Origin of the sequence: Mesoflavibacter zeaxanthinifaciens DSM 18436 (assembly GCF_000422365.1) — a bacterium.
Classification (GTDB): domain Bacteria; phylum Bacteroidota; class Bacteroidia; order Flavobacteriales; family Flavobacteriaceae; genus Mesoflavibacter; species Mesoflavibacter zeaxanthinifaciens.
Map to the genome: position 1 here is coordinate 96,399 of NZ_AULQ01000008.1, position 14,256 is coordinate 110,654.

The window sequence follows — 14,256 nt, forward strand, 5'->3', positions numbered from 1 at the left end:
AAATGAGAGCCTAACAACACAACACTAATGAACACAAACGCTTTTGCTTTGCGCCATATTGGTCCAAGAGAAAATGACATTAAAGAAATGTTACAAACAATAGGTGCAGAAAGTATTGAACAACTAATTTACGAAACCATTCCTTCTAACATTCGTCTTGAAAAAGATTTAGGTTTAGATGAAGCTATGACGGAATATGAGTATTCTACACACATTAATAATTTATCTAAACTTAACAAAACGTACAAGACTTACATTGGTTTAGGCTATCATCCAACAATTTTACCGGCTGTTATACAGCGTAATATTTTAGAAAATCCAGGTTGGTATACTGCTTACACACCTTACCAAGCAGAGATTGCACAAGGTCGTTTAGAAGCCTTATTAAACTTCCAAACCATGATTACCGATCTTACCGGTATGGAACTTGCAAACGCCTCTTTACTTGACGAAAGTACTGCTGCTGCAGAAGCTATGAGTCTTTTATTTGCTGTTAGAGAAAGAGCACAAAAAAAAGAAAATGTAAATAAGTTTTTTGTTTCAGATGCTGTTTTACCTCAAACCATTTCGGTTTTAAAGACACGTGCGCTTCCTATCGGAATTGATTTAGTAATCGGTGACGAAAACACATTTGATTTTTCATCAGAATACTTCGGTGCTATTGTTCAGTATCCTGGTAAAAACGGACAAATTACAGACATTAAAACATTTATTGCTAAAGCAAATGAAAACAATATAAAAGTTGCAGTAGCAGCAGATATTTTAAGCTTAATTAAGCTTGAAGCTCCAGGACAATTTGGTGCCGATGTTGTTGTTGGTACAACACAACGTTTTGGTATACCAATGGGTTACGGTGGTCCTCATGCTGCTTATTTTGCAACAAAAGAAGCTTATAAACGTGATATTCCTGGTCGTATTATAGGCGTTACCAAAGACGCTAACGACAACCGTGCATTACGTATGGCGCTTCAAACAAGAGAGCAGCACATTAAGCGTGATAGAGCAACATCTAACATTTGCACAGCACAAGTTTTACTAGCGGTAATGGCAGGTATGTATGCTGTTTACCATGGTCCAAAAGGCTTAACTTTTATAGCAAATAAAGTTCATAATAGTGCTTCTACCTTAGCGTCTACCCTTTCAAAAATGGGATTAGAACAAACAAACACATCTTTCTTTGACACTTTACAAGTCAAAGCTAATGCTGCTAAAGTAAAAGAAGTAGCAGAAAACAATGAAGTTAACTTCTACTATCAAGATGATAACACCGTTTTAATTTCTATTAACGAAACAACTTCAATTTCTGATTTAAATGAAATTGTTAAAATTTTCGCTGAAGCGGAAAACAAAAAAGCAATAGAAATTTCTGAATTATCAGAAACAAACAATATAGATACAACCTTAAACAGAACAAGTGATTTCTTAACACTTGACGTATTTAATAGCTACCATTCTGAAACCGAATTAATGCGTTACATCAAAAAATTAGAGCGCAAAGATTTAGCATTAAACCATTCTATGATTTCTTTAGGATCTTGTACAATGAAGTTAAATGCAGCTTCAGAAATGTTACCTTTAAGTCAAACCAATTGGGGAAGCATTCATCCATTTGCACCGATAGACCAAACAGAAGGTTATCAAAAAGTATTAAAAGCATTAGAAGATCAATTAACAGAAATTACTGGTTTTGCAGCAACATCTTTACAACCTAACTCTGGCGCGCAAGGTGAATATGCAGGATTAATGGTAATTAAAGCGTATCACGAATCTCGTGGTGATCATCACCGTAACATCTGTTTAATTCCTAGTTCTGCTCACGGAACAAACCCTGCTAGTGCCGTAATGGCTGGTATGAAAGTGGTTGTTACAAAAGCAGACGATAATGGAAACATTGATGTAGAAGACTTACGTAATAAAGCTGAGTTGCACTCAGATAATCTTGCTGCTTTAATGGTAACTTACCCATCTACACACGGTGTGTATGAGTCTGCTATTAAAGACATTACAAAAATTATCCATGATAATGGCGGACAAGTTTACATGGATGGTGCAAACATGAATGCCCAAGTAGGATTAACAAATCCTGGTAATATTGGCGCAGATGTATGTCACTTAAACTTACATAAAACGTTTGCTATTCCTCATGGTGGTGGCGGACCTGGTGTTGGCCCAATTTGTGTAGCTAAGCAATTAGCTCCGTTTTTACCTGGTAATCCAATTATAAAAACTGGTGGTGATAATGCTATTACAGCAATATCTGCAGCTCCTTTTGGAAGTTCTTTAGTCTGTTTAATTTCTTATGGATATATTAAAATGTTAGGTACTGAAGGTTTAAGAGCATCTACAGAGATTGCTATCTTAAACGCTAATTACATCAAACATCGTTTACAAGGCGCTTTTGAAACTTTATATTCTGGTGAAAGAGGTCGCGCAGCTCACGAAATGATTATAGACTGTAGACCATTTAAAACTAACGGTATAGAAGTAACAGATATCGCAAAACGTTTAATGGATTACGGTTTCCACTCGCCTACTGTATCATTCCCTGTTGCAGGAACAATGATGATTGAACCAACAGAAAGTGAAAGTAAAGCCGAAATGGATCGTTTTTGTGACGCCATGATTTCTATTAGAAAAGAAATTGATGCTGTAACTAAAGAAGACGAAAATAACCCGCTAAAAAATGCACCTCATACTTTAGATATGCTAACAAGTGACGAATGGTTACTACCATACTCTCGTGAAAAAGCAGCATATCCTTTAGAGTATGTTAAAGAAAATAAATTTTGGCCTTCTGTACGTCGTGTAAATGATGCTTATGGAGATCGTAATTTAATCTGTACTTGTGCGCCAATAGAAGAATATATGGAAGCATAATAGCTTTTGGGCATCGTATATAATATAAATTCAAATCTGTCTTTTTATTTAGTAGCTAGTATATTTGTATATTAGTAAAAAATAAAAAGACAGATTTTTTTTATGACTATAAAAATTACTGGAACTGGAAGTTATATTCCAGAAAATATTGAAAAGAACGAAGACTTTCATAAACATGAGTTTTTAAATGTAGACGGTTCCCAAATCAATTCCCCGAACGAAGTTATTGTTGAAAAATTTAAAGCAATAACAGGTATTGTTGAAAGACGCTACGCAGACGATAAGTTAATAGCTTCCGATTTAGGTTTTCTTGCTGCAGAAAAAGCTATAGAAGACGCTAAAATTGATAGGGAAGATATAGATTACATTATCGTAGCACACAATTTTGGAGACGTTAAAAAAGATGCGATCCAAAGTGATATTTTACCTTGTTTAGCAACCAGAGTAAAACATAAACTCCGCATTAAAAACCCTAAATGTGTTGCTTATGACATATTATTTGGTTGTCCTGGTTGGATTGAAGGTACCATCCAAGCACAAGCATTTATAAAAGCTGGAATGGCAAAAAAATGTTTAGTAATTGGCGCCGAAACATTATCTAGAGTGGTAGATAAACACGATCGTGATAGCATGATTTACAGTGATGGCGCTGGCGCAACAATCATTGAAGCCACAGATGAAGAAGGTGGAATTTTAGCACACAATACCGCTAGTTTTACATACGATGAAGCCTATTATTTATTCTTCGGAAATTCTAACAATCCAGAATTAGACAAAGATACTAGGTACATTAAAATGCACGGTCGTAAAATTTACGAATTTGCATTAACAAACGTACCACTAGCTATGAAAGAATGCTTAGACGAAAGTGGTGTAGATATAAAAGACGTTAAAAAAATATTGATCCATCAAGCTAACGAAAAAATGGACGAAGCTATCATAAAACGTTTTTACAGACTTTACAAAACTCCTGTTCCAGAAGGCATTATGCCAATGAGTATTCATAAACTTGGTAACAGTTCGGTTGCAACCGTACCAACACTTTTTGACTTAATTAGAAATAATAAATTAGAAAATCAGCAGATAGAAAAAGGAGATGTTATTATATTTGCTAGCGTTGGTGCAGGAATGCACATCAACGCTATTGTTTATAAATATTAATCCGCTGTTGCGGAAAATAACTAATGTACGAAAACACATTTCCGCATAAAAGATATAAGCTTACGTTTCAATTTTTAGAAAAACATATTTCTAAATCCGAAACCATTTTGGATTTAGGTGTAGAAAATCCGTTTACCAAAATACTAAAGGCTAACGGATTTTCTGTTAAAAACACTAAAGGTGAAGATTTAGATTTAGACACCTCAACTATAGAAAATTCTGATGCTACCGTAGTCACAGCTTTTGAAATTTTTGAACATCTACTCTCCCCTTTTACCGTTTTAAAAAGTATAAAAGCCAATAAATTAGTAATTAGCGTACCATTGCGTTTATGGTTTTCTTCTGCTTACAGAAGTAAAACCGATATGTGGGACAGACATTATCACGAGTTTGAAGATTGGCAATTAGACTGGCTACTAGAAAAAACTGGTTGGAAGATTATTGACCGACAAAAATGGACTAATCCAACCAAAAAACTAGGTATTAGACCAATTTTAAGATGTTTTACGCCAAGATATTATATTGTTTATGCAGAACGAATTTCAAAATAATTTAAAAATGAAATTCTGCATTATCATACCAGCGCATAACGAAGAAGACTCTATTGGATTAACGTTAGATTCTTTGGTTAAACAATCCTTACTTCCGCAGGAAATTATTGTGGTAAATGATAATTCTACAGATAAAACTAAAAAGATTGTTGAAGGTTTTCAGCAACAATTCAACTTTATAAAACTAGTTAATAATACCTCATCAAATCAACATTTACCTGGTACAAAAATCATTAATGCTTTTTATAAAGGTTATGATATTGCAAACAAAGATTATGATGTGATTTGTAAGTTTGATGCCGATTTAATTTTTCCGCTTAATTATTTAGAACAGTTAGCATTTCATTTTAATAAAGATGTAACTATAGGAATGGTTGCCGGATATTGTTATATCGAAAAAAATAATCAATGGATTTTAGAGTCTATTACTGGTAAAGATCATATAAGAGGTGCTTTAAAAACGTACACAAAATCATGTTTTGAAGCTATTGGGCAACTTAAAACATCTATGGGTTGGGATACTATCGATGAGTTATTAGCAAAGTATTTTGGTTACAAATTAGTTTTAGATGATAATCTTCATGTTAAACACTTAAAACCGACTGGCGCAAGCTACAATAAAGCTGCAAAACACCTACAAGGTGAAGCTATGTACAAAATGCGATATGGTATTACACTTACTCTTTTGACAGCTGTAAAAATGAGTTTAAAGAAAAAAAGTTGGCCTTACTTTTATAATTATTTAGTTGGTTATTTAAAAGCTACTTTTAATAAACCTGAGCGTTTAATTACTAAAGATCAAGGTAAATTTATTAGAAACTTACGCTGGAAAGGCATTAAAGAAAAACTTTTTTAATCTCTTAAGCTCCAAATTTTATAATCACTTAAAGCTTCTATTTTATTTTCAACTTCATCGTCTAATTCATGAAAGAAATCTATGCCAGTCAAAGACTCTATTTTATCTACTGAAGTTACAAATTTGTATAGAGGTTGATTAGATTCTTGATGTGGTAATAAAAATGCAATTACTTTCGTTTTTCCTGTATTATTATCTAATATTATTTTATAAAACTGGTCAGGCACAGCAACATCTTCTTCACCAATAGTCTTAAGATTATCTTTTAAAATTCCTCCTGTTACTACAAATACACCATCATATTTTTTTGCCCAATAACGTGTTTTTTGTTCTAAACGATTCCAGATTCCTGCATTAAAATCGTGATTTTGTGGTGAAATATTACTGGTTAAAAATGTTTCATCGTGTACTTGTTTACTATACCTTCTATCTCCTGCAGGACATAAGTGACCACGATCGTAACCGGATTGCTTATAGTTGCGCCAATGTGCTGCGCCTGTTTTTACCGCTTTATCAATTTCAAAATATGGTCTTTTGTGTTGCTTGCTACTAAGATGAGATTTTTTAAGCTCGTAGGCAACCCATTCTGCTTGTTCATGTAATTCACTATAACTTAAACTGTAACCATTATGGTGGATTATTTGACCTGTCGTACTGCTTGGTAAAAAATATTCATTTGTATTATTTTTGACTTTCTTACCAATTTCAACTTTAGTATTCTTTTCTTGATTGTCTAAATAAAAATTATAAGAATATATTGCTATTAAAGCAATTGCTGTTAGTAAAGAAACTTTGGTTTTATAAGTCATTTAAATCTACATTTAAAAAAATCAAAAATAGTAATAAATAAAAAAAAGACCTTTTCGTTTTGAAAAGGTCTTCTAACTAACACAAATAGACAATACTATTTCTCTTCTTCGTAATCTGCAATTTTATTCAGTTTTTCTATCTCTCTTTTATATTTTCTATTAGCCTTTTCGAAGTTTCCTTTTTCTATTTGTTTATTGTATTTTTTTATTGCTCTTTCATTAACTTTCATGTATTCTTCAACTGTTTCGGTTAACTCTTCTTGTAAATCGGCATACTTTTCAGAAACTTCCTCTATGTTTTCTTTATATTCTTTTTCTGAAACATTGGTCTCTGTCATTAACTCATTATATTCTTTTTGAATATCTGCAACATCTTCCATAACCTCTTCTGTTTTTAACCAGTCGGGAATACTATTATCTAAAGTTGCTATGACTCCTCTTAAATTTCCTACACGTTCTTTAGTGTAAATATTGGCTTTTTTCATTTCTTCTAACTCATATGTTAGAATATTAAATTGTTGCCATCCGTCAAAACCTACAATTCCAGCTTCGGTAGTTTGGTAGTTAATATTTCTACCATCATTCATAGCATACTCTTTAGACATGACTTGATCTGATTGCATGATATAATCATTTTCTGATTTACTATCTGAAGCGTTGTCCATTTCGTTTTCTAAATCTTCTACTTGTTCTTCTACAGTATCTACTTCTGTATCTTTTGTCTTATAATCATTTTTACAAGACATAAATGCTAAACCAGATACTACTAATGTTGTTGTTACTAACTTAATTGATTTCATAGTTTTTAGTTTTTTTGGTTTATATACCTCCAAAACTAATGGTAACTTTTATGTAGTAGAAATTTTAAAACATAAACTAATCCTAAAAATTTATTGAAAATTAACAGAAACAAACTAACCTTTAACTTTTTCTGAAAATATTATGTTAATACATAAATTATATTCAAATGTCAGTCAAATAAAAAAGCTCTAAAAATTAACTTTTTAGAGCTTTTAGTAAAGTATATTTATTAAGTCTATTGCATGCTAGCTAAACTTGCTTTAATTGTTTCAATCTTAGCTAACGCATCTGCTTCTTTCTTTTTCTCACTAGCTACAACTTGTTCTGGTGCATTATTTACAAAACGGTCGTTGGATAGTTTTTTCTGTACCGATTTTAAGAAACCTTCAGTATAATTTAACTCTTCGGTTAACTTTTTAATTTCGGCTTCAACGTCTATAGCACCAACCATTGGTACAAAATATTCGTTAGATTTTACTCTAAAGGTTAAAGCACCTTCAACAGCTTCATCTACATACTCAATCGCTTCAAGATTACCCATTTTTTGGATAATCGCATCAAACGTAGTAGATGCTTTTTCGTTATTTATTACCGAAAATCCAATCGCATCCTTAAACGCAATGTTCTTTTCTTTTCTAATAGTACGAATACCCGAAATCACTTCTGAAGCAAAATCAAATTCTGAAATCAAGGTTTCGTTTATTGCTTTTGTTGTTGGCCAACTCGCTACAATTAGAGCTTCTTCTGGCGTACGATCTTTTATGTAATGCCATAAATCTTCAGTTAAAAATGGCATAAACGGATGTACAATTTTTAAGTTATCTTCAAAAATCGAGATAATTGCATTATACGTTTTAGCATCTATTGGTTGTTGGTATGCTGGTTTTACCATTTCTAGTAACCAACCGCAAAAATCGTCGTAAATTAACTTGTAAATAGCCATTAACGCATCGCTTAAACGGTATTTACTAAAGTGATCTTCAATCTCGATTAATGCTTTTTGGAATTTAGATTCGTACCATTCTATTGCAATCTTACTTGCTTCTGGTTGCTCAATGCTTTCTGAAACTTCCCAACCATCAACTAAACGATAGGCATTCCAGATTTTGTTACCAAAACCTTTTCCTTGTTGGCACAATGATTCGTCAAACAATAAATCGTTTCCTGCTGCGCTGCTTAATAGTAAACCAACACGAACACCATCGGCGCTGTATTCTTCAATAAGTTTTAATGCGTCTGGTGAGTTTCCTAAAGATTTACTCATTTTACGACGTTGCTTATCACGTACCAATCCTGTTAAGTATACATTCTGAAAAGGTTTTTCATCTTTATACTCGTAACCAGCAATTATCATACGTGCTACCCAAAAGAATAAAATATCTGGACCAGTTACTAAGTCGTTTGTTGGGTAATAGTATTTAATGTCTTTGTTTTCTGGATTGCGAATACCATCAAAAACCGACATTGGCCACAACCATGATGAGAACCAAGTATCTAATGCATCGGTTTCTTGACGTAAATCTTCAGCTTTAAGTGAAGAATTTCCTGTTTTATCTTGAGCAAGTTTTACTGCATCTTCAATAGTTTCAGCAACTACAAAATCTTCTTTTCCGTCACCATAATAAAACGCAGGAATTTGTTGTCCCCAAAGTAATTGACGCGAAATATTCCAATCGCGGATGTTTTCCATCCAGTGACGATAGGTGTTTTCGAACTTTTTTGGGAATAGTTTTATATCGGCATCTTCACCTAAAACTGCTTCTATTGCTGGTTTTACCAAGTCTTCCATTTTTAAGAACCATTGGTCGCTTAACCTTGGCTCTATAACTGCTTTGGTACGTTCTGACGTACCTACCTTGTTAATATGTGTTTCAGTTTTAACTAAAACACCATTTTCTTCTAACTCTTTAGCTATAGCTTTACGTACAGCAAAACGATCTTGACCTTCATAGTGTAAACCGTAGCTGTTTAAAGTTGCATCTTCATTAAAAATATCTACTACTTCAAGATTATGCTTATCTCCTAGCATCTTGTCGTTTTCGTCATGCGCTGGTGTTACTTTTAAACAACCTGTACCAAATTCTAAATCTACATAGTCATCTTCAATAATAGGGATTACACGGTTGCAGATTGGTACAATTGCTTTTTTTCCACGTAAGTGAACAAAACGCTCGTCATTAGGATTAATACAAATTGCTGTATCACCAAAAATGGTTTCAGGACGTGTTGTAGCAATAGTTAGCGTATCGTCGCTACCTTCAATTTTATACTTTAAATAGTATAGATTTCCTTGCTTTTCTTCGTAGATAACTTCTTCATCCGAAAGTGTTGTTTTTGCTTCTGGATCCCAATTTACCATACGATAACCGCGATAAATTAAGCCTTTATTGTATAAATCTACAAAGACTTTAATTACGGCTTCGCTCATATCGTCATCCATAGTAAACTTAGTACGATCCCAATCGCAAGAGCAACCTAGCTTTTTTAATTGCTCAAGGATTACGCCACCATATTCGTGCGTCCAATCCCAAGCATGTTTTAAAAACTCGTCTCTAGTTAAATCATTTTTATCTATTCCTTGTGCTTTTAATTTTGCTACAACTTTTGCTTCTGTAGCAATAGATGCATGATCTGTACCTGGTACCCAACAGGCGTTTTTACCTTGTAAGCGCGCACGACGTATTAATACATCTTGAATGGTATTATTTAACATATGTCCCATATGTAATACTCCTGTTACGTTTGGAGGCGGAATAACTATGGTGTATGGTTCTCTTTCGTCAGGTTCTGAATGAAAATAATTATGTTTCATCCAATAGTCATACCACTTATTTTCTACGGATTTTGCATCATATTTTGATGGGATACTCATCTTTGGAATAGTTTTTGAATTATAGTTGACAAAAATACTTATTATTCTGTTTTTGTGAAATTATATAGCAGATTAATGCACCGTTAAATTATTCAAAAGTATTTGTTTGAGTGTATTACATCTAATATTTTTGCTAGAGGAGTAAAAAGTGATTAAATTTACAAATCATTAAAATTTATATACAATGAAAAAATTAATGACATTATTATTTGTTGGCTTGATTAGTTTAACAGTTAATGCTCAAGAAAAAGTAGCAAAAATTGAATTTAAAGAAACTACAATTGACTACGGTACAATAGAAAAAGGAGCTAATGGTTTAAGAACTTTTGAATTTACTAATACAGGTGATGCTCCTTTAATTATATCTAAAGTAAGTTCTAGTTGCGGATGTACAGTCCCAAAAAAACCTGAAAAACCAATTATGCCTGGTGAAAAAGGTGAAATAGAGGTAAAATATGACACAAATAGAGTAATGCCAATTAGAAAAACAATTACTGTTTTATCTAATGCGGATACGCCAACAGTTTCTTTAAAAATTAAAGGAAACGTTATTGACCCTTCAAAGACAAGTGTGTTAGCTAAAAAAGAAAAGAGTGTTATGGAAAAATAACATTTAAAAAAATTTTATTAAAGCCGAAAACTAATGTTTTCGGCTTTTTTTATTCTAAAGGAGATTTTAATGTAATAGCAAACTTACGCTCTATTCCGTTTCTGATCACAACAAACTTTAACTCTTCTCCTGAATCTTTATAGAAATATCCTGTTAGTTTTTCTAAAGTCATATCTTGAGTACTTCTATTATTTATGTAAACAATCTCATCACCTCTTAATAATCCTGCTTTTTCTGCTGGAGAATTAGGTAAAACTTCATAAATAGTATAAACTGGCTTAAGATTATATTTATAATTAGGTTTTATAATGCTGTTAATGTTTATAGATTTTTCATCTCTAAAACTTACCGCTGAGTTTTGTTTTGCATTAAGTTCCATAACCATTCTAACGCCACTATTTTCAACTAAAATCCCGCTTTTATTATAACTAAACTTATCCTTATAATAGCTATTAGGTTTTAACATTAACCGTGAATTTGAGTAATCAAACACAGAATTAAACCGTTTTAATATCTCTCCTCCTAAAGAGCCATTTCTACCCTCATAAGATCTCATAAAATTAACAGATAAAGTATCAGGAAATGCAACTGTTGGTTGTTCTATATCAAACACTCCTAATGTTATTTTTTTAATTTTAGAGCGCCTACCATAAACACTACCATTAAGTCCCGTACCAAGATAATCTATAAATGACTTTTGTTTTAGTTGTATATTATTAACCTTGTCTTCAAATAACCAAAGTGCATCACTATTACCTGAATCTAATAGTAAATTAACTGGTATATTTTTATTTGCACCAATATCTACATAAGACAAAACATAGGGTCTATTATTTTCTAAGTTTAAATCTAATACTTGGCACCTTCTACACATTCTTAATTTGTATTCTGATGGTCTTTTAATTTTAATAAACTTTCGATTATAATTAATTTCTATAATAAAATCTTTAAAAAAATCATAACCAATAATGCCATCTATAGGTATTCCTATTTTTGGCGCAAAATTTAGTTCTGGATCAAAAACGGCATAAAAAGCTTGGTCGCTATTTACTGCTTCACCAATTTTAAAAGTATTATGACTAGAGCGTAAAGCTTCTAAATCATTTCCGTTACCTAATCCTCTTACTTTTATTTTTTCTGCATTTAAAATTTGTAAAGAATCTGCAGCTTTTAAAAAATTAAAAACTATAGGCTTACTAACACCTGTATCCAATAAAAAAGTTAATTCTAAGCCATTAACTTCAACAGGAATTAATATGACGTTATTTATTAATTCAAATCTAATTTTATCAGACGTTTTACCTTCTGGAAGCTTATATATACTCTGTGAATAAAGACTTTGAAATAACGCAAATATTAATAATAATGTGATTTTAGCACTTTGCATTAGTAAATAATAAAAAATATGTCCTCTTAAATTTACAAATCTTTAATTACTTGATACTTTTTAGTTGGTATTATTTGAATTATTCTCTAATAATTTTTGCAAATTTGCAGGACAAATATTAATTAGTATGCCAGTAATTTCAAAAAAGGGGCAATCAATGCCTCAATCACCTATAAGAAAGTTAGTTCCTTACGCAGAACAAGCCTATAAAGAAGGTAAAACGGTTTACCATTTAAACATAGGACAACCAGATATAAAAACTCCTCAAGTTGCTTTAGACGCTGTTAAAGTTCACTCTTTAGACATTTTAGCTTACACAAGGTCTGAAGGCTCTGAAGGTTACCGTAAAAAAATAGCAGATTACTATGCTAAAAATGATATCCATGTAAAGCATGATGACATAATTGTAACTACTGGTGGTAGTGAAGCTTTATTGTTTGCTTTTGGTAGTATTATGGATGTTGATGACGAGGTAATTATACCAGAACCTTTTTATGCTAATTACAACGGATTTTCTACCGCTTCTGGTGTTAAAGTTGTACCTGTAATTTCAAAAATTGAAGACAACTTTGCTTTACCTGCTATAGAAGAATTTGAAAAATTAATCACGCCAAAAACAAAAGCAATATTAATTTGTAACCCAGGTAATCCAACAGGTTATTTATATTCTAAAGAAGAAATTAAAAAGCTAGCAGAAATCGTTAAAAAACACGATCTATTTTTAATAGCTGATGAAGTATATCGCGAGTTTGCTTACGACGGTGCAAAACATTACTCAATCTTACAAGAAGAAGGCTTAGAAGACTACGCTATAGTTATAGATTCTGTATCTAAAAGATATAGCATGTGTGGCGCACGTATTGGATGCTTAGTTTCTAAAAGTAAAGATGTTATAGCTACAGCATTAAAATTTGCTCAAGCGCGATTAAGTCCGCCAACATTAGCGCAAATTGCAAGTGAAGCCGCCTTACAAACACCACAAAGTTACTTTGATGAAGTAAATAAAGAATATGTAGAGCGTCGTAACGTTTTAATAGAAGAATTAAGCAAAATTGAAGGTGTAAAAGTAGCAAAACCTAAAGGTGCTTTTTATTGTATTGCTGAGTTACCAATTAAAAATGCAGATAAATTTGCACAGTGGTTATTAGAGTCTTTTGATGTTGACAAAGAAACCATTATGGTTGCTCCTGCAGCTGGCTTTTACAGCACACCAAATGTAGGTTTAAACCAAATAAGAATTGCTTACGTATTAAATAAAGAAAGTCTGGTAAAAGCCGTTAACATTTTAAAAGAAGCGCTTAAAGTTTACAAAGATTAGTGCAAGTACAGCATAACATATCATTAAAACCCTACAATACTTTTGGTATTGATGTTAAGGCAAAGCATTTTATTTCAGTAGAAAATATAGACGATTTAAAAACTATATTTTCTACTGAAAAATTTCCTAATAAATTTATTATTGGTGGCGGCAGCAATATGCTATTAACAAAAGATGTTGATGCACTTGTCATTCATTTAAATTTAAAAGGAAAGAAAACAGTTTCTACAAACGACAACCATGTTTTTATAAAAGCTGAAGCTGGAGAAAACTGGCACGATTTTGTACTTTGGACTTTAAAACAAAATTATGGCGGTTTAGAAAATATGTCTTTAATACCTGGTAATGTTGGTACATCGCCCATACAAAATATTGGTGCTTACGGTGTAGAACTTAAGGATGTTTTTGAGTCTTGCGAAGTCTTAAATTTAGACACTTTAACCATTGAAACCTTATCAAAAAAAGACTGTCAATTTGGGTACCGTAACTCGATTTTTAAAAACGAAGCTAAAGGCAAATACATTATTTTAAACGTAACTTTTAAGCTAACCAAAAACAACCATAATTTACACACTAATTATGGTGCAATACTTTCTCAATTAGAAACAATGAATGTTACAAATCCAAGCATTCAAGATGTTTCTAAAGCTGTAATTGCTATAAGACAAAGTAAATTACCAGATCCAAAAGAGATTGGTAATTCTGGTAGTTTTTTTAAAAATCCAATTATTTCAACTGAACAATTTAAAGAGCTACAACGTAATTTTCCTAATGCACCTCATTATGTAATTTCAGAAACTGAGGTAAAAGTACCTGCTGGTTGGCTAATAGAAACTGCTGGATTTAAAGGAAAAACTTTTGACAATTACGGCGTACATAAAAAACAAGCACTAGTGTTGGTTAATTATGGTGGCGCCAAAGGCGAAGACATTCTTCAACTTTCAAAATTGATACAAAAAACAATTTATCGTATATTTAATATTTCTATTGAAGCCGAAGTAAATATTTTTTAAT

11 protein-coding genes are annotated in these 14,256 nt (G+C 32.1%); 7 read left to right on the forward strand and 4 right to left on the reverse strand.

The features are described 5' to 3' along the window. The first annotated feature begins 27 nt into the window (after positions 1–27). The 4 genes from gcvP (at position 28) to H574_RS0108935 (ending at position 5,445) form a co-directional block, all read left to right on the forward strand. Complete coding sequence (gene gcvP, locus H574_RS0108920; RefSeq protein ID WP_027880246.1) at positions 28–2,877, forward strand: aminomethyl-transferring glycine dehydrogenase; 2,850 nt, start codon at positions 28–30, stop codon at positions 2,875–2,877. Between the two features lie 102 nt (positions 2,878–2,979). Continuing rightward, the gene (locus H574_RS0108925) at positions 2,980–4,038 is read left to right on the forward strand and encodes a 3-oxoacyl-ACP synthase III family protein (RefSeq protein WP_027880247.1); all 1,059 of its coding nucleotides are present in this window, start codon (positions 2,980–2,982) and stop codon (positions 4,036–4,038) included. 23 nt (positions 4,039–4,061) lie between these two features. After that, positions 4,062–4,589 (forward strand): class I SAM-dependent methyltransferase, encoded by a 528-nt coding sequence (locus H574_RS0108930; protein WP_027880248.1) that lies wholly within the window; start codon positions 4,062–4,064, stop codon positions 4,587–4,589. A 7-nt stretch (positions 4,590–4,596) separates the two neighbouring features. Further along, a complete protein-coding gene (locus H574_RS0108935) occupies positions 4,597–5,445 on the forward strand; it encodes a glycosyltransferase family 2 protein (RefSeq protein WP_027880249.1) in 849 nt (282 codons plus the stop codon). On the opposite strand, the gene H574_RS0108940 is transcribed toward H574_RS0108935, so the two are convergent. The 3 genes from H574_RS0108940 to H574_RS0108950 form a co-directional block, all read right to left on the reverse strand. Further along, the gene (locus tag H574_RS0108940; protein ID WP_027880250.1) at positions 5,442–6,254 is read right to left on the reverse strand and encodes a DNA/RNA non-specific endonuclease; all 813 of its coding nucleotides are present in this window, start codon (positions 6,252–6,254) and stop codon (positions 5,442–5,444) included. The two genes, H574_RS0108935 and H574_RS0108940, sit on opposite strands and share 4 nt — an antisense overlap. Positions 6,255–6,349: 95 nt before the next feature. After that, complete coding sequence (locus tag H574_RS0108945) at positions 6,350–7,054, reverse strand: hypothetical protein (protein WP_027880251.1); 705 nt, start codon at positions 7,052–7,054, stop codon at positions 6,350–6,352. 236 nt (positions 7,055–7,290) lie between these two features. Further along, a complete protein-coding gene (locus H574_RS0108950) occupies positions 7,291–9,927 on the reverse strand; it encodes a valine--tRNA ligase (RefSeq protein WP_027880252.1) in 2,637 nt (878 codons plus the stop codon). Positions 9,928–10,111: 184 nt separating this feature from the next. Here H574_RS0108950 and H574_RS0108955 point away from each other — a divergent pair, with 184 nt between their 5' ends. Continuing rightward, positions 10,112–10,537 carry a DUF1573 domain-containing protein gene (locus H574_RS0108955; RefSeq protein ID WP_027880253.1) on the forward strand — a complete coding sequence of 142 codons (426 nt, stop codon included), beginning with the start codon at positions 10,112–10,114 and terminating at the stop codon, positions 10,535–10,537. Positions 10,538–10,586: 49 nt separating this feature from the next. On the opposite strand, the gene H574_RS0108960 is transcribed toward H574_RS0108955, so the two are convergent. Next, entirely contained in the window at positions 10,587–11,924 is a 1,338-nt protein-coding gene (locus tag H574_RS0108960) for an aspartyl protease family protein (protein ID WP_036227443.1), read from the reverse strand. 127 nt (positions 11,925–12,051) lie between these two features. On the opposite strand from H574_RS0108960, the gene H574_RS0108965 reads away from it, so the two are divergent. Then, complete coding sequence (locus H574_RS0108965) at positions 12,052–13,242, forward strand: pyridoxal phosphate-dependent aminotransferase (protein WP_027880255.1); 1,191 nt, start codon at positions 12,052–12,054, stop codon at positions 13,240–13,242. Next, positions 13,242–14,255, forward strand: a complete 1,014-nt coding sequence (gene murB, locus H574_RS0108970) for a UDP-N-acetylmuramate dehydrogenase (RefSeq protein WP_027880256.1) — start codon at positions 13,242–13,244, stop codon at positions 14,253–14,255. Before H574_RS0108965 ends, murB begins: the two co-directional genes overlap by 1 nt. The last annotated feature ends 1 nt before the right edge of the window (position 14,256 follow it).

Bases quoted from the DNA above. Each gene is read 5' to 3' on its own strand.
- gcvP (WP_027880246.1), top strand. From the start codon at position 28: ATGAACACAAACGCTTTTGCTTTGCGCCATATTGGTCCAAGAGAAAAT.
- H574_RS0108925 (WP_027880247.1), top strand. From the start codon at position 2,980: ATGACTATAAAAATTACTGGAACTGGAAGTTATATTCCAGAAAATATT.
- H574_RS0108930 (WP_027880248.1), top strand. From the start codon at position 4,062: ATGTACGAAAACACATTTCCGCATAAAAGATATAAGCTTACGTTTCAA.
- H574_RS0108935 (WP_027880249.1), top strand. From the start codon at position 4,597: ATGAAATTCTGCATTATCATACCAGCGCATAACGAAGAAGACTCTATT.
- H574_RS0108940 (WP_027880250.1), bottom strand. From the start codon at position 6,254: ATGACTTATAAAACCAAAGTTTCTTTACTAACAGCAATTGCTTTAATA.
- H574_RS0108945 (WP_027880251.1), bottom strand. From the start codon at position 7,054: ATGAAATCAATTAAGTTAGTAACAACAACATTAGTAGTATCTGGTTTA.
- H574_RS0108950 (WP_027880252.1), bottom strand. From the start codon at position 9,927: ATGAGTATCCCATCAAAATATGATGCAAAATCCGTAGAAAATAAGTGG.
- H574_RS0108955 (WP_027880253.1), top strand. From the start codon at position 10,112: ATGAAAAAATTAATGACATTATTATTTGTTGGCTTGATTAGTTTAACA.
- H574_RS0108960 (WP_036227443.1), bottom strand. From the start codon at position 11,924: ATGCAAAGTGCTAAAATCACATTATTATTAATATTTGCGTTATTTCAA.
- H574_RS0108965 (WP_027880255.1), top strand. From the start codon at position 12,052: ATGCCAGTAATTTCAAAAAAGGGGCAATCAATGCCTCAATCACCTATA.